Source organism: Streptomyces albus subsp. chlorinus (assembly GCF_013302895.1).
Classification (GTDB): domain Bacteria; phylum Actinomycetota; class Actinomycetes; order Streptomycetales; family Streptomycetaceae; genus Streptomyces; species Streptomyces chlorinus.
This window is the reverse complement of record NZ_VJOK01000001.1, coordinates 2,843,540-2,860,027: the sequence shown is the minus strand read 5'-3', so window position 1 is coordinate 2,860,027 and position 16,488 is coordinate 2,843,540. Positions and strand designations below refer to the sequence as shown.

Annotated in this window: 11 protein-coding genes; 8 read left to right on the top strand and 3 right to left on the bottom strand. The window is 71.0% G+C overall.

Going from position 1 to position 16,488, the window contains the following annotated elements:
• Positions 1 to 510 precede the first annotated feature (510 nt).
• Positions 511 to 2,121 carry a hypothetical protein gene (locus FM076_RS12790; protein WP_173870401.1) on the bottom strand — a complete coding sequence of 537 codons (1,611 nt, stop codon included), beginning with the start codon at positions 2,119 to 2,121 and terminating at the stop codon, positions 511 to 513.
• Positions 2,122 to 2,253: 132 nt separating this feature from the next.
• Here FM076_RS12790 and mtnA point away from each other — a divergent pair, with 132 nt between their 5' ends.
• The 7 genes from mtnA to FM076_RS12755 all read left to right on the top strand — a co-directional run bounded on the left by mtnA (position 2,254) and on the right by FM076_RS12755 (position 10,740).
• Entirely contained in the window at positions 2,254 to 3,393 is a 1,140-nt protein-coding gene (mtnA, locus tag FM076_RS12785; RefSeq protein ID WP_173870399.1) for an S-methyl-5-thioribose-1-phosphate isomerase, read from the top strand.
• The gene (mtrA, locus tag FM076_RS12780) at positions 3,390 to 4,067 is read left to right on the top strand and encodes a two-component system response regulator MtrA (protein ID WP_016469303.1); all 678 of its coding nucleotides are present in this window, start codon (positions 3,390 to 3,392) and stop codon (positions 4,065 to 4,067) included. The genes mtnA and mtrA overlap by 4 nt, the downstream gene beginning before the upstream one ends.
• A 1-nt stretch (position 4,068) precedes the next feature.
• A complete protein-coding gene (gene mtrB / locus FM076_RS12775; protein WP_274598799.1) occupies positions 4,069 to 6,015 on the top strand; it encodes an MtrAB system histidine kinase MtrB in 1,947 nt (648 codons plus the stop codon).
• Complete coding sequence (locus FM076_RS12770; protein ID WP_173870397.1) at positions 6,012 to 7,883, top strand: LpqB family beta-propeller domain-containing protein; 1,872 nt, start codon at positions 6,012 to 6,014, stop codon at positions 7,881 to 7,883. The genes mtrB and FM076_RS12770 overlap by 4 nt, the downstream gene beginning before the upstream one ends.
• A gap of 652 nt (positions 7,884 to 8,535) precedes the next feature.
• Positions 8,536 to 8,790 carry a ComF family protein gene (locus FM076_RS34950; protein WP_345944974.1) on the top strand — a complete coding sequence of 85 codons (255 nt, stop codon included), beginning with the start codon at positions 8,536 to 8,538 and terminating at the stop codon, positions 8,788 to 8,790.
• Positions 8,791 to 9,112: 322 nt separating this feature from the next.
• The gene (hpf, locus tag FM076_RS12760; RefSeq protein WP_173870393.1) at positions 9,113 to 9,814 is read left to right on the top strand and encodes a ribosome hibernation-promoting factor, HPF/YfiA family; all 702 of its coding nucleotides are present in this window, start codon (positions 9,113 to 9,115) and stop codon (positions 9,812 to 9,814) included.
• A 173-nt stretch (positions 9,815 to 9,987) separates the two neighbouring features.
• Entirely contained in the window at positions 9,988 to 10,740 is a 753-nt protein-coding gene (locus FM076_RS12755; RefSeq protein ID WP_173870391.1) for a response regulator transcription factor, read from the top strand.
• A gap of 219 nt (positions 10,741 to 10,959) precedes the next feature.
• Here the strand turns inward: FM076_RS12755 and FM076_RS12750 are convergent, their stop codons facing one another.
• Both FM076_RS12750 and FM076_RS12745 read right to left on the bottom strand, forming a co-directional pair.
• Complete coding sequence (locus FM076_RS12750) at positions 10,960 to 12,183, bottom strand: winged helix-turn-helix domain-containing protein (protein ID WP_173870389.1); 1,224 nt, start codon at positions 12,181 to 12,183, stop codon at positions 10,960 to 10,962.
• Positions 12,184 to 12,367: 184 nt separating this feature from the next.
• Positions 12,368 to 12,973, bottom strand: a complete 606-nt coding sequence (locus FM076_RS12745) for a GNAT family N-acetyltransferase (RefSeq protein ID WP_173870387.1) — start codon at positions 12,971 to 12,973, stop codon at positions 12,368 to 12,370.
• Between the two features lie 197 nt (positions 12,974 to 13,170).
• On the opposite strand from FM076_RS12745, the gene secA reads away from it, so the two are divergent.
• Entirely contained in the window at positions 13,171 to 16,008 is a 2,838-nt protein-coding gene (secA, locus tag FM076_RS12740; protein ID WP_173870386.1) for a preprotein translocase subunit SecA, read from the top strand.
• Positions 16,009 to 16,488 lie beyond the last annotated feature (480 nt).

Sequence of the window (16,488 nt, the reverse complement as noted above, 5' to 3'; positions counted from 1 at the left end):
TCTACTTCTCCCAATGCATTTCCTGGTTTGCATCTCCTGGACTTCAAGATGCCGCAGGCGCAGAGCGGACACATGTTCGTATGGTCGAACTGAAGTGTCACCGCTTTGAGTGAATAGGAGCCTCTTCCCTAGCCCCGCCAGGGCAAGGTCAGCGATGCTGGTCAGCAGGAGGGGAGGTAAGGGACCGCTCCGTCAGCGGGGGCCGGTTTGGGGAGAGGGATGTGTTGGTGAGCCGGCCGCGGTGACGTCCCCTGGTCGGCCTTGGGCCACAGTCGGATCCGGTGCCGGGGTGTGGACAGGGCGGAAGCCTGGATGGCGTCCGGAGTGACATAACCCCGGCCTGTTGGTCAGGCCGGGGCGTGGTGGGGTATAGGGAGAAGGGCGGTTGTCGGGCGGGTCCAGGAGCCGGGGGTGGTGACCAGCTTGTCGCCCCAACTGGCCAGGGCAGACGTCTCGTTGAGTACGGCGGCGTGGAGTGACGTGCGGGGTGGCCAGGCCCCCGGCCTGGTGTCAGCGGTCCGTGGTGGGCCGCTCGGGCTCGGGGCGGTCGTAGCCAGGGACGCCCGCGGCGCGGGCCAGTTCGAGGTCGAGGGCCTCGCGGCGGATCCGCTGGTCGAGGTAGAGGAGAGCGGTGATCCCGGCGGTGAGCGGGAGGGAGAGGGCGGAGGCCACGACGGAGCCGATGCCGTTGATGAGGAGGGCTGTCCAGCCCGTCGAGGTCGCTGAGTCGGTGAGAGTGGCCCCGCCGCTGAGGAGTGCGGAGACGACTGCGGTCGGCATGGAGACGACGAAGGAGACGGCAGCGATCAGGACCAGGGCGAGGAGCTGGATACCGAGGACGCGCCACCAGTTCCCGTTCACCAGCTTGACCGAGCGGCGCAGCGCATGGATGGCGCCCCGCTTCTCCAGCATCAGTGCCGGCGGTGCGAGGCAGAAGCGGACCCAGATCCATGCTCCGGCGGCGATGCCGGCGAGGAGGCCGAGGAAAAGGAGGGGGAGTGCCAGGTTGCCCGCCCCGGCGAGTGAGGTGAGCACTCCGGGGAGCATGCAGACGAACACTGCCGCGGACACCAGGAGGGGGATGAGGACCAGCAGCCCGAGCAGACGCGGTAGTTGAGGTCTGGAGTCGCGCCAGGCGTCGCCGAGGGTGACGTGGCGGCCCAGTACCGCGCGGCTGACGACGACGGTGAGCATCCCGGTGGCGATGACGCTCCCGAGCATGCCGACGATACCGATGACGGTGAGGCTGCTGAGGGCGTCGGTGAGGGCGTTCTTCAGCTCGCCCAGGCCGGGGTTGTCCTTCTTGGCAAGGGCGTCGAGTTCGTTGGTGTCACCGAGCCAGAAGCCCGTGACGAGGGCGGAGACCAGTTCGGTGATGACCGCGACGGCCAGGGAGATGCCGAGGACCGTGCGCCAGTGCGCGCGAATGGTGCTGACGGAGCCGTCGAGGATCTCTCCGACGCCGAGGGGGCGCAGGGGCACGACCCCGGGCTTGGGTGCCTGGGGCGGCTGGGTCCAGCCGGAGTTCCAGCCCGCGGTGTTCCAGCCCTGGGCAGGGGCGGAGCCGGTGCCGGACGACGGGGTGGTGCCCCGCGAGCGACCCGTGGGCCGGCCGGGTCCGCGGCCTCGTTGCTGGCCCGGGACGCGTCCGGGGCCGCGACTGCTCTGCGGGCTGCCCCAGGCCCAGCCCTGAGGGGCGGCGGGCGGCTGTTCTGGGGCCCAGTTGGGAGGCCGTTCGTCGGTGTGGGTGCGCGTGGGGCCGTGGCCGTCGGTGGGCTCGTCGGTGCGTCCGTCGGCGCCCTTCTTCGAGGACGTGCCGCTCTTCCCCGTGGGCGCGTCGTTCTTCTTCGAAGAGGTGGCCGCGCGTTCGTCCGCAGGACCTCCCGTCTGTCCGGCCGGGCGGCTGTCCGCGGTCTGGCCGGCGGACTCGTCCGTGGAGGTGTCGGCTCCCCCGGGGGTGTCGGTCTTCGCGGGGTGGGGCGTGGCCGGGGTGGCTGGGGTGGCCTCGGAGGTGGTGTGCTCCGTGTCGTCGCCCGGGGTCCCCTGGTCCTGGTCGGCTGTGTCGGGGGCGGGGTCGGGCGAAGAAGATCCGGGCGAAGCCCAGCCCGGGGAGTCGTTCACGTGAGGTCACCTCGTGTGGGTAGTCCCGTGCCTGGTTGGCTGACCATCGTGCCACGGGCGGGACCGGTCGAGGCCAGGCGGGAGCGGGCGACGCTCTTCAAGCGGTCTGCGTGTGGAGGGCAGACTGGGCGGATGGCTGAAGAGTGTGTGCCCGTGATCCGTTACGAGGAGTTGCCCGAGGGCCCCGTCGTGGTGCTCCTCGACCAGACGCGGTTGCCCCGTGAGGAGACGGAGCTGGTGTGCACGGATGTGCCGGCTCTGGTGGAGGCCATCCAGTCGCTTGCGGTGCGGGGCGCGCCGCTGCTGGGGATCGCCGGTGCGTACGGGGTCGCGCTGGCGGCCGCGCGGGGGTTCGACGTGGCGGACGCGGCCGACCAGCTGGCGCACGCGCGGCCGACGGCGGTGAACCTCGGGTACGGGGCGCGTCGGGTGGAGGCCGTCCACCGGGCGGCGGTGCGTGAGGGCGCGGGGGAGCGGCGTGCTGCCGAGCTGGCGCTGGCGGAGGCGCGGGCGCTGCACCGGGAGGACGCCGAGGCGAGTGACCGGATGGCGGAGCACGGGAGCGCGCTGCTGGAGGAGCTGGTGCCCGGGGGCGGGCTGCGGATCCTGACGCACTGCAACACGGGGACGCTGGTCTCGGGCGGGCGCGGAACGGCGCTGGCCGTGGTGAAGGCGGTGCACCGGGCCGGTGAGTTGCGGCGGCTGTGGGTGGGGGAGACGCGTCCGCTGCTGCAGGGGGCGCGGTTGACGGCGTACGAGGCGGCCAGGGAGGGGATGGCCTACAGCGTGCTGGCGGACAACGCGGCGGGGTCGCTGTTCGCGGCCGGTGAGGTCGACGCGGTCCTGGTGGGCGCCGACCGGATCGCGGCGGACGGCTCGGTGGCGAACAAGGTGGGGACGTATCCACTGGCGGTGCTGGCCGGATACCACGAGGTGCCGTTCGTGGTGGTGGCTCCGGTCACCACGATCGATCTGGAAACGGCCTCCGGGGCCGACATCGAGGTGGAGCAGCGGGCCGCGCACGAGGTGACCGAGGGGCCCTGGGAGCGGGGTGGTGGCCCGGGGGCGGGCGGGGCCGGATCGGCGGTGCTGGCTCCGGTGGGTGCGCCCGCCTACAATCCTGCGTTCGATGTGACGCCGTCGGCGCTGGTGACGGCAGTGGTGACGGAGGAGGGAGTGGCCTCTCCGGTCACGGCGGCCGGCATCGCGGAGCTGTGTTCCGCGTCACGAAGGAAGGCGTCACGATCGGCTAATGGGATGATGAGGTCATGAAGGGACGCGTCCTTGTCGTCGATGACGACACCGCACTGGCAGAGATGCTCGGCATTGTGCTGCGCGGAGAAGGTTTCGAACCGTCGTTCGTCGCGGACGGCGACAAGGCGCTAGCCGCCTTCCGGGAGACCAAGCCGGACCTGGTGCTGCTCGACCTGATGCTGCCCGGGAGGGACGGTATCGAGGTGTGCCGGCTGATCCGGGCGGAGTCCGGGGTGCCGGTGGTCATGCTCACCGCCAAGAGCGACACGGTCGATGTGGTGGTCGGGCTGGAGTCGGGTGCGGACGACTACATCGTCAAGCCGTTCAAGCCGAAGGAGCTGGTGGCGCGGATCCGGGCGCGGCTGCGCCGTTCCGAGGAGCCGGCGCCGGAGCAGCTGGCCATCGGTGACCTTGTCATCGATGTGGCGGGGCACTCGGTGAAGCGGGACGGGCAGTCCATAGCCCTGACCCCGTTGGAGTTCGATCTGCTGGTGGCGCTGGCGCGCAAGCCGTGGCAGGTGTTCACGCGCGAGGTGCTGCTGGAGCAGGTGTGGGGGTACCGGCACGCGGCGGACACGCGGCTGGTGAATGTGCATGTGCAGCGGCTGCGGTCGAAGGTCGAGAAGGACCCGGAGCGTCCGGAGATCGTGGTGACCGTGCGCGGCGTGGGCTACAAGGCCGGACCCAGCTGAGATGTCCCGCACCACCTCGGCTCCGCACCGTTCCGGTGGGGGACGGGGTGCGGGACGCGAGTCCGATATTTCCAAATTCGGGCGTTTGTGGCGAAGTGGCGTGCTCTTTTCGGACGGTCTGCTGCCCGAGGGCGCGACCGGCCCGGGCGCGCGCCCCATGGTGCGCTTCTTCGTCCGGTGGGTGCGCAGGCCGCTGCTGCCCGTGATGCGGCTGTGGCGGCGCAACATCCAGCTGCGTGTGGTCGTGGCGACGCTGCTGCTCTCCCTCGGGGTGGTTCTGCTGCTGGGGCTGGTCGTCATCGGCCAGGTCCGCAACGGTCTGCTGGAGGCGAAGGAGAAGACCGCGCAGAGCCAGGCGTCGGGTGGTTTCGCCGCCGCCGAACAGATGGCCGACAGCGCGGGCAGCGGGCCCGGCGGCACCGGAGCCGAGGACAGCATCCGCGGCGGACGGGGCACCCAGAACTCGGGCACCTGGCTCAACAATCTGGTCGAACAGCTGGCCAGCGGCGGCCAGGGCGTCTACTCGGTCGTGGCACTCGGTTCCGACAACGACGAGTCGCCGTTCCTGGGCAGCACCACCACGACGACCCGGGGCCCGCGCTCCACTGGTGATATCCGCCCCGAGGAGAGCGTCCCCGCGGACCTGCGCAAGGCGCTGGACGACCAGCCCGGCCCGCACCGCCGCTACGCCCGGGTCTACCACCAGGGCGGCGGGAGCGATCCGGCGCTGATCGTCGGCAAGCGCCTCAACGACGCGCGGGGCAATCCCTACCAGCTCTACTACGTCTTCCCCTTCACGCAGGAGGAGGAGTCGCTGAGCCTGGTCAAGGGCACGCTGGCCACGGCGGGGGTCTTCGTCGTCGTACTGCTGGGCGCGATCGCGTGGCTGGTGGTGCGGCAGGTGGTCACGCCTGTGCGGATGGCGGCGGGGATCTCCGAGCGGCTGGCGGCCGGGCGGCTCCAGGAGCGGATGAAGGTCACCGGCGAGGACGACATCGCACGTCTGGGCGAGTCCTTCAACAAGATGGCGCAGAACCTCCAGGTCAAGATCCAGCAGCTGGAGGAGCTGTCGCGGATGCAGCGCCGCTTCGTCTCGGACGTCTCGCACGAGCTGCGCACGCCGCTGACGACGGTGCGGATGGCGGCCGATGTCATCCACGAGGCGCGGGACGATTTCGACGCGGCGACCGCCCGCTCCGCCGAACTGCTGCTCGGCCAGCTGGACCGGTTCGAGTCCCTGCTGGCCGACCTGCTGGAGATCAGCCGGTTCGACGCGGGTGCGGCCAATCTGGAGGCGAGCGCGGTCGATCTGCGCGACGTCGTCCACCGGGTTGTGGAGGGCTGTGAGCCGCTCGCCGAACGGAAGGGCGGCCGGATCCTCGTACGAGGGGATGAACAGCCTGTGATCGCGGAGGTGGACGGCCGCAGGATCGAGCGGGTGCTGCGCAACCTGGTCGACAACGCCGTCGAACACGGGGAGGGCCGCGACGTGGTGGTCCGGCTGGCGACCGGGGGCGGCGCGGTCGCGGTGGCCGTGCGCGACTACGGGGTCGGGCTCAAGAAGGGCGAGGCGGAGCGCGTCTTCAACCGCTTCTGGCGGGCCGACCCGGCACGGGCCCGTACCACCGGCGGTAGCGGGCTCGGCCTGTCGATCGCGCTCGAGGACGCCCGGCTGCACGGCGGCTGGTTGCGTGCCTGGGGCGAGCCGGGGAACGGTTCGCAGTTCCTGCTCGTCGTGCCCTGCACCGCGGGGGAGCCGTTGCGCGGCTCGCCGCTGCGGCTGGAACCGGAGGACTCGCGGCGCAGGAGAGCGCAGGCCTTGACGTCCGGGGAACCACCCGTCGCCGCGGGGGCGGGCGTGCGGGAGGGACGGAACGGAGGACGGAGCGCGGACGGGGGACGGAGCGCGGACGGCGTCGCACGATCATCAGAAGGGGAGCGCGGATGAGGGCCGAGCGCCGTACGGTGCGCCGGAAGGCCGCCTCGTCCGCCGCGCGCCGTACGCGTGCGCTGGCGGTGCTCGCGGTGTGCGCGGGGCTGCTGGCCGGGTGCGCGTCCATGCCGGACGACGGAAGCGTCGACCAGGTGACCTCCTCCCACCGTGCCGAGGCGGACTCCCAGGTGCGGGTCTACAGCGTCAGCCCGCAGAAGGGAGAGACGCCGACCCAGATCGTGCGGGGCTTCCTGGAGGCGACCACCAGCGACGAGGCGACGTTTCCGACCGCGCGCGAGTACCTGACCCGGAAGATGGCCCGCGACTGGGACCCGTTCGAGTCCACAACCGTGCTGTCGGACGGCCCCAGCTCCCACAAGGCGCCGCGGCGCAGGGCGGTCGCCGCCCGGGACGGTTTCTCCGTGGAGGTCTCCGGGACGCGGATGGCCCAGGTGGACGGGAAACACGCGTACTCGCCCACCAAGGGCGACTACAGCGAGGTCTTCCACCTGACGAAGGTCGGCGGCGAATGGCGCATCGACCAGATGCCGGACGGTCTCGTGCTCGGTGAGTCCGACTTCCAGCGCATCTACCGGCCTGTCAACACCTACTACTACGCACGGCTCGGTCCGGACGCGGAATCGATCACGGACGGACAGAACGTGCTCGTCGCCGATCCGGTCTATCTGCGCCGTCGGATCAATCCGGTCACCGAGACGGTCTCCGCGCTGCTGCAGGGACCGTCCGGATGGCTCGATCCCGTCGTCCGCTCGTCGTTTCCGCGCGGGACCAGGCTGGCGCCCAAGCAGCGGCTGTCGCTGGACGACTCGGGGGTCCTGCGGGTGCGGCTGAACGCGCGGGGCGCCACGGCGCGGCCCCGGCAGTGTGTACGGATGGCGGCCCAACTGCTGTACGCGGTGCAGGACCAGGCCTCGGCCAAGGTCAGCAGGGTCGAACTGAGAGGCCCCAAGAACCGGGGGATCTGCGCGCAGACGCGCGAACAGCTCGCCCCCTACCAGCCGGGCCGTCTCAACGGCAGCGCCCAGCGTGCCTACTTCATCGACGGCCAGCACCGGGTCGCCTCCTTCCAGCGCAAGGGCGAGCCGCAGCGACCCGTCGGAGGACCGCTGGGCAGCGGTCACGTGGAGATGGGAGCGGTCGCCGTCAACCGCATCGAGAGCGAGGGCGCCGCCGTCTCGCGCGGCCGGCGCGCGCTGTACGTGGCCGCGCTGGAGGGCACCACGTCCAACACGCTCGACGACCCGGTGCTCACCAGCCGGGCCAAGAGCGAGAACGACCGGCTGACGGCGCCCAGCTGGGACGGGCTCGGCGACCTGTGGATCGCCGACCGGGACCCGCGCCACCCCAGGCTGCTGCGCCTGCGCGGCGGCAAGGAGAAGCCCGACGAGGTCCGCGTGCCGGACCTGGACAAGGACGAGCGCATCGAGTCGCTGCGGATCTCCTCGGACGGGGTGCGCATCGCGCTGCGCGTACGCGGCGGGAACGGCCGCACCTCGCTCCAGCTCGGCCGGGTGGTGCACAAGGGCACCGTGGACGAGCCTCGGGTAACGGTGGAGCAACTGCGGCCGGTCGCAGCCCAGTTGGAGGACGTGGCCGCCGCCTCGTGGGCGGGCGGCAGCCGGCTCGTGGTGGTGGGGCGCGAGTCGGGGAGCGTGCAGCAGCTCCAGTACATGGAGACCGACGGCTCCGTCTCGGACCAGCCGACGCTGCCCGGTATCAACGATGTGACCGGCGTCGCGGCCTCGGAGGACGAGAGCAAGCCGCTGCTCGCCGACTCCGAGGACGGGATCGTCCGGCTGCCTCCCGACGCGAACTGGAAGATGCTGACCGAGACCGGCTCCGCCCCCGCCTACCCGGGCTGACCTGCGACAACGGAAGCCCTCAACCGGCTCTCCCCGGACGGGTGTTCGTGTCCGTGGTGCCCCTCGCCGGGCCTGGGCCGGGAGTTTTCCACAGGGGTGGTGGCCGCGCGGTCCGGCTGCCACAGTGGAGGACATGCGGGAGGGATGGCAGAGCCTCCCGCGGGAAATCGCAGGTCTGGTGCTGCCCACGGGGTGTGCCGGGTGCGGTCGTCCGCAGGTGCGGGACCGCTTGTGCGAAGAGTGCAGCAGCGTGCTGAATGGCGCGGTGCCGCGGCGGGTCGTCCCCTCGCGCGTGCCGTCCGGACTGCCTCGTGTGTACGGAGCGCTCACGTACACCGGCGAGGCCCGAGCCGCGCTGCTCGCTCACAAGGAGCGCGGTGCCCTCGGGCTGGCCGCGCCACTGGGAGCGGTGCTCGCCCGCGCCGTTCTGATGGCCGCGTACGCAGCGCGGGACCTGGCACCCACCCCTGCCCTGCCCCCTGCCCCCGCTCGGCGCGGGCCGCCCTCCCGGGACGGCGGCCCGTCCCCGCGGGGTCCGGGCCCGGTCACGCTCGTGCCTGTGCCCTCCGCGCGCCGGGCGGTCGCGAGGCGGGGGCACGACCCGGTGCGGCGCCTGGCGCGGGAGGCCGCACGGACGCTGAGGAGGGAGGGAGTGGCCGCCCGGGTGCTCCCGGTGCTGCGGCAACGACGCGGAGTGGCCGACCAGTCGGGGCTGACAGCGGCGCAGCGGACCGCGAATCTTGCGGGAGCCCTGGAGATGGCGCCAGCCGGCGCACGGCTGCTGGGTGCGGGGTGCGTGGTGCTGGTGGACGATGTGATGACAACGGGAGCATCGCTCGCGGAAGCGGCGCGCGCCTTGGGAGGAGCGGCCTCGGCCGGGGTACTCGCGGTGCGTGACGAGCCTTGATGAGGAGGCTGGAAGTTGCCTGGGGAAACCATACGGGTCCCGCCGGGGGACCCCGCGGAACTACAAGAGTGCGATCGTCGTTGCAGGTGATACGAGGGGAGGCTCCCCTGATCGGAGGTACGTGCCAGTAGGGGGTGCCGAGCATCCCCCGGTGGAGGTACGTTCGGATTGGGTGGCGATCTTCCCTTCGGGGGAGAAGGAGGTGAAACTCGCAAGCCGACCTCGAGCCGGAGAGCCATCGGCAAGAGGGCCGAGCCTCCGGTGTCAGTGCACCAAGGACGTTCCACGCCGACGCGTGGTCCGTCCGGGAACGGAGTTCTGCGTGGACATCGTCGTCAAGGGCCGCAAGACAGAGGTGCCCGACCGGTTCCGCAAGCACGTGGCCGAGAAGCTGGAGAAGGTCCAGAAGCTCGACGGCAAGGTGATCAACCTTGAGGTCGAGGTGGCCAAGGAGCACAACCCCCGGCAGGCCGACCGTTCCGACAGGGTGGAGATCACCCTGCGTACCCGAGGGCCGGTCATCCGTGCGGAGGCAGCGGCCTCCGACCCGTACGCGGCGCTGGACCTGGCCACCAGCAAGCTGGAGGCCCGGATGCGCAAGCAGGCCGACAAGCGCCGGGTCCACCGGGGCGGGAACCGCACACCGATGAGCGTGGCGGCGGCAACCGCCCACCTCGCGTCGGAACTCAACGGAGAACTCGACGCGGCTGCCGGATCGGTGGCCGCTCCGCCCAGGACGGACGGCCGGCCCGTCGTGACCAAGGTGGGCTCGCTGGAGGTCCAGGGAGAAGGGCCGCTCGTCGTCCGCGAGAAGACGCACGCGGCGGCACCCATGACGCTCGACCAGGCGCTCTACGAGATGGAGTTGGTGGGCCACGACTTCTATCTGTTCGTCGACTCCGAGACCAAGCAGCCCAGTGTCGTCTACCGGCGGCACGGCTACGACTACGGCGTGATTCATCTGGAGCCGGACCCGTTCGTCGAGGAGCCGCCGCCCGGTGCGGGCGGAGCGCTCGGCGGCTGACCACGGCGCAGTACGGCCAGGCACAGCCTGCGAGCCACCGGCTTGATGTTCGCGCCCCCGGCAGGGTCTCGGAACCCGGCCGGGGGCGTCGGCGTGAGTAACATCAAGACCCACACCAACCGCCTTTGTCCGTTGCGGGGTTGGGTGGCAGACAGGGTGCAGGGGGAGGAACGATGGTGGACAGCTTCGGGCCCGTGATGCCCATGCCCGACGCACACCCGAGCCCGGTGGCCGAGGAGGAACCGCCCGGCCGGGAGCGGCGCCAGGAACCGATCAGGGTGCTGGTCGTCGACGACCACGCGCTGTTCCGGCGCGGGCTGGAGATCGTCCTCGCCCAGGAGGAGGACATCCAGGTCGTCGGCGAGGCCGGGGACGGGGCCGAGGCGGTGGAGAAGGCGGCGGACCTGCTGCCGGACATCGTGCTGATGGACGTGCGGATGCCCAAGCGGGGGGGCATCGAGGCATGCACCTCGATCAAGGAGGTGGCGCCCAGCGCGAAGATCATCATGCTGACGATCAGCGACGAGGAGGCCGACCTCTACGACGCGATCAAGGCGGGGGCCACCGGTTATCTCCTGAAGGAGATCTCCACGGACGAGGTCTCGACGGCGATCCGTGCGGTGGCCGACGGGCAGTCGCAGATCAGCCCCTCCATGGCGGCCAAGCTGCTCACCGAGTTCAAGTCGATGATCCAGCGCACCGACGAGAGCAAGCTGGTGCCCGCGCCGAAGCTCACCGACCGGGAGCTGGAGGTGCTCAAGCTGGTGGCGACCGGAATGAACAACCGGGACATCGCCAAGGAGCTGTTCATCAGCGAGAACACGGTCAAGAACCACGTGCGCAACATCCTGGAGAAGCTCCAGCTGCACTCCCGTATGGAGGCCGTTGTCTACGCGATGCGGGAGAAGATCCTCGAAATCCGCTGACCTGGTCGGCCAGCCCACCGGCTGACCGGTTGGCCGACCGACCGGCCGACCTGCTCTGCCGGGGCCGGTCCGGCCCGGGACCCGGTCCGGGCTCCGGCCCGAGTCCGAGACCGGCCCGAGTCCGAGACCGGCCCGAGTCCGAGACCGGCCCGAGTCCGTACCGGCCCGGCTCGACCGGAAGCCGTGGCGGGCGGCCTGCTCGGGCCCCAGGGCGTCGAGTCAGACCCCCAGGGCGTCGAGCGCTTTCCTCAGCTCGGGGCGCAGCTCCTCCGGGTCGCAGCGCTCGACCCGTACCGCGTCGCAGCCCACCCACGCGGCGGCCTCGCCCAGCGCCCGGGCCATGGGCTCCACGGCCTTGGCGCCGTGCATCGACAGCTGGCGGGCGACCAGGGTCGTGCCCTCGCGGGCCGGGTCCACCCGGCCGCAGAGCCGGCCGCCGGCCAGCAGCGGCATGGCGAAGTACCCGTGCACCCGCTTCGGCTTGGGGACGTAGGCCTCCAGCCGGTGGATGAAGCCGAAGATGCGTTCGGTACGGGGGCGGTCCCAGATGAGGGAGTCGAAGGGGGACAGCAGCGTGGTGCGGTGCCGTCCGCGCGGGGGGTTCTCCAGCGCCGCCGGGTCCGCCCAGGCGCGGCGCGGCCAGCCCCGCACCTCGACCGGCACCAGTCCGGTGTCCGCGACCACGGCATCGACCTGCTCGGCCTTGAGCCGGTGGTAGTCGGCCAGGTCGGCGCGGGTGGCGACGCCCATCGCCGCGCCGGCCTGGGCCACCAGCCGGCGCAGGCACTCGTGCTCGTCGAGGTCGTCGTGGAACAGGGAGTCCGGGACGGCGCGCTCGGCCAGGTCGTAGACGCGCTTCCAGCCGCGCCGCTCGGTGACGATGACCTCGCCGATGTCCAGCAGCCACTCCACCGCGATCTTGCTCTCGGACCAGTCCCACCACTCGCCCCCGTTGCGGCCGCCGCCCAGTTCGGCGGTGGTCAGCGGGCCCTCGGCGCGGAGCCGGTCCCGCACGGCGGCGCAGGAGCCCTCGCGGTCCCGCATCCTGTGCCAGCGGTGCCCCCGCTCCCGGAAGGCACGGCGGCGGAAGGAGAAGTGCGGCCACTCCTCGATGGGCAGCACACAGGCGGCGTGCGACCAGTACTCGAAGCTGTGGGTGCCCGTCCAGTAGGCGGCGTCCACGGCTTCCCGGCCCACCGCGCCCAGCCGCGCGTAGGGCACCAGCTCGTGGGAGCGGGCCAGCACCGAGATGGTGTCCAGCTGTACGGCGCCCAGGTGCCGCAGCACACCGCGCACCCCCGCTCGCCGGTCCGGGGCGCCCAGCAGGCCCTGGGCCCGCAGGGCGATGCGTCGGGCCTCGTCGGCGGAGAGGGAGAGCTGGGGCGGCGGTGTGGTGGGGGCGGTCGCCGGGGCGGCCGTTGAGGCGGGCAGGCCAGTCGTCATGCCGCCCACCCTAAGTCGGCCCTCCGACAACGGATTTCCGACAACGGACTTCCGGCGGTGGAGGCCCGGCCCAGGGACCCGTCCCGGCGGCCGGACCGGCGGCCGGGGGCCCAGGAGGGAGGGGAGGACGAGGGAAAGGGGCCGGAGCGGGGGAGTGGCGCGGGGACGCCGGTGGCGCGAGCGGCTAGGCGCGCTCCGAGGGCAGATGACGCTCCGAGGGCAGATAAGGGGTCTCCAGGGGGTGGCCCCAGTCGGAGGGGAGCAGGGCGGCTATGCGGGCGTCACGGCGTATGCCCCTGTGCACGATGCGTGCCCGCTGGACGCCCTCCTCCACGAAGCCGAGCCGCCGGGCAACAGCGCGTGACCCGGCGTTCTCGAGCTGGGCGACCCACTCCAGCCGTTCCACGCCCAGCGAGGTGAAGGCCCACTCGACCACCGCACGCCCCGCCTCGGCGGTGTATCCCTTGCGGCGGTGACCGCGTGCCGTCCAGAAGCCCAGCTCGGCCTGGCGGTCGGCGTCGCGCAGGTGCTCCAGGCGGACCAGACCCATGGCACCCACCAGTTCGCCGCCGTGTGTGAAGACGCCGAAGTTGTAGGCCGTGTCCTCCCGCCAGCCGGCCGGGCTGGTCTCGCACACGAACTCCTGGGCGTCCTTGAGCGTGTACGGGTCCGGCACCGGTACGAAGCGCTGGATGTCCGGGTCGTCGCACGCGGTGGCCACGGCTGCCGCGTCCGTCCCGGCGAACGGCCGCAGGAGCAGGCGCTCGGTGCGCAGTGTGATGGGTTCCATAGTCCGATTGTCCTGCCCGGCCCCAAGGCACCTTCCAGGGCTCCGGCACGTTGGGGGTACAGGGGCAGTCGTCCCTCGCATACGATGGCCGGTGCGGTAAAGGCCCTCAGCAAGGAGAGGACCTCGCGGATCCGCACCGACCATCCGCACTGACCGTGCAGACCGTGCCAGGCCCGACCGGCAAGGAGCCACCCTAAGTGTCCGTCTTCGGCAAGCTCATGCGCGCAGGTGAAGGCAAGATCCTGCGCAAGCTGGACCGCATCGCGCGGCAGGTGAATTCCATCGAAGAGGACTTCGTCGACCTGTCGGACGCCGAGCTGCGGGCGCTCACGGACGAGTACAAGGAGCGGTACGCCGACGGCGAGAGCCTGGACGACCTCATGCCGGAGGCTTTCGCGACCGTCCGTGAGGCCGCCAAGCGTGTGCTGGGTGAGCGGCACTACGACGTGCAGCTGATGGGTGGCGCTGCGCTGCACCTCGGATATGTCGCCGAGATGAAGACCGGCGAGGGCAAGACCCTGGTCGGTACCCTGCCCGCGTATCTGAACGCGCTGTCGGGCGACGGCGTGCACATCGTCACGGTCAACGACTACCTGGCGCAGCGCGACTCCGAGTGGATGGGCCGCGTGCACCGCTTCCTCGGGCTGACGGTCGGCTGCATCGTCGCCAACATGAGCCCGGCCGAGCGCCGCGAGCAGTACGCCTGCGACATCACCTACGGCACGAACAACGAGTTCGGATTCGACTACCTGCGCGACAACATGGCGTGGTCGAAGGACGAACTGGTGCAGCGGGGTCACAACTTCGCCATCGTGGACGAGGTCGACTCGATCCTCATCGACGAGGCCCGTACGCCGCTGATCATCTCCGGCCCCGCCGACCAGGCCACGAAGTGGTACAGCGACTTCGCGAAGCTGGTCAAGCGCCTGGAGAAGGGCGAGCCCGGCGACCCGCGCACCCAGAAGCCCGAGTCGGGCGACTACGAGGTGGACGAGAAGAAGCGCACGGTCGCCATCCACGAGTCCGGCGTCGGCAAGGTCGAGGACTGGCTGGGCATCGACAACCTCTACGAGTCGGTCAACACGCCGCTGGTCGGTTACCTCAACAACGCGATCAAGGCCAAGGAGCTCTACAAGAAGGACAAGGACTACGTCGTCATGGACGGCGAAGTCATGATCGTCGACGAGCACACCGGCCGTATCCTCGCCGGCCGCCGCTACAACGAGGGCATGCACCAGGCGATCGAGGCCAAGGAGGGGGTGGAGATCAAGGACGAGAACCAGACGCTCGCCACGATCACCCTCCAGAACTTCTTCCGCCTCTACAACAAGCTCTCCGGCATGACCGGTACGGCCATGACCGAGGCCGCCGAGTTCCACCAGATCTACAAGCTCGGTGTCGTGCCCATTCCGACCAACCGGCCGCTGGCCCGCAAGGACCAGGCCGACCTGATCTACCGCACCGAGGTCGCCAAGTTCGACGCGGTCGTCGAGGACATCGTCGAGAAGCACGCCACCGGCCAGCCCATCCTGGTGGGCACCACCTCGGTCGAGAAGTCGGAGTACCTCTCCAAGCAGCTCACCAAGCGCGGTGTCCCGCACCAGGTGCTGAACGCCAAGAACCACGAGCGCGAGGCGCTCATCGTCGCCGAGGCCGGCCGCAAGGGCGCCGTCACCGTGGCGACGAACATGGCCGGCCGTGGTACGGACATCAAGCTCGGCGGCAACGCCGAGGGCATGGCGGAGAACGAGCTGCGCGAGCGCGGCCTCGACCCGAACGAGCATCCGGAGGAGTGGGCGGCGGCGCTGCCCACAGCCCTGGAGAAGGCCGAGAAGGCGGTCAAGGCGGCCGTCGACGAGGTCAAGGAGCTGGGCGGGCTGTATGTGCTGGGCACCGAGCGCCACGAGTCGCGCCGTATCGACAACCAGCTGCGCGGCCGCTCGGGACGTCAGGGCGACCCCGGCGAGTCCCGCTTCTACCTCTCCCTCGGTGACGACCTGATGCGGCTGTTCAAGGCCCAGATGGTCGAGCGCGTGATGTCGATCGCGAACGTGCCGGACGACGTCCCGATCGAGAACAAGATGGTGACCCGCGCCATCGCCTCCGCGCAGTCCCAGGTCGAGCAGCAGAACTTCGAGATCCGCAAGAACGTCCTCAAGTACGACGAGGTCCTCAACCGGCAGCGCGAGGTTATCTACGGCGAGCGCCGCCGGGTCCTGGAGGGCGAGGACCTGCACGAGCAGGTGCGGCACTTCATGGACGACACGATCGAGGCGTACGTCCAGGCCGAGACGGTCGAGGGCTTCGCCGAGGAGTGGGACCTCGACCGGCTGTGGAGCGCGTTCAAGCAGCTCTACCCGGTGCAGGTGACGATCGAGGAGCTGGAGGAGGCCGCGGGCGACCGCGAGGGCATCACCGCGGACTTCATCATCGAGTCGATCAAGGACGACATCCGCGAGCAGTACGACAAGCGCGAGAAGGAACTCGGCTCGGACATCATGCGCGAGCTGGAGCGGCGCGTGGTGCTCTCGGTGCTCGACCGCAAGTGGCGCGAGCACCTGTACGAAATGGACTACCTCCAGGAGGGCATCGGTCTGCGGGCGATGGCCCAGAAGGACCCGCTGGTCGAGTACCAGCGGGAGGGCTACGACATGTTCCAGGCCATGATGGACGGCATCAAGGAGGAGTCCGTCGGCTACCTGTTCAACCTGGAGGTCCAGGTCGAGCAGCAGGTCGAGGAGGTGCCCGTCGAGGAGACCGTCCCGGCCCCGTCCCTGGAGAAGGAGGGCGCCCGCGACACGGTGCCGGCCGGCGCGGGCACCCCGGCGATCCACGCCAAGGGCCTCGAACAGCCGCAGCGTCCCGACCGTCTGCACTTCTCCGCCCCCACCGCCGAGGGCGGCGTGGTCGAGGGCGACCTCGACACCGGTGCCGCCACGGACGGTACGGAGACCGGCCCCGTCCGCTCCCAGGCCGACGGCCTGACGCGGGCCGAGCGGCGCAAGGCGCAGAAGGGGCGCAAGAAGCGGAAGTAGCGCGCGGAGCGCGCCTGAGCGCGCTGAGGCGGTCCACACGAGGGGCCGGGCACCCATGGGTGCCCGGCCCCTCGTCCTGTCGGTCCCGGCCCCGGCCTCCGGTCCTCCGGGACCCTGCTGACTCGCCGTGGCCCTGCTGACCTCGCGGTCCGGCTGCCCTTGCGCCTTGGCTGTCCTTGCGGCCCGGCTGTCCTTGGGGTCCGGTTGTCCTTGCGGTCTGGTGCCCTCGCCGTCCTGCTGCCCACGTGGTCCGGCTGTCCTCGCGGCCCGCTCGGGGCGGAGTCCCGGCCCCACTGGCCCCCGGGCCTCGCTGGGTCTACGGCTCCATTGGGTCCTGGCTTTTACTGGGCCCCGGCCTTACTGGACCGCCCGGCCCCACTGGGCTGAGTCTTCACTGGACCTCCGGCCCGGCCCCACTGGGCTCCGGCCGCCGTGGTGTCCGCCGCCGGGCGCCGCGCCGCTGGACGCCCCGTCGCCGGG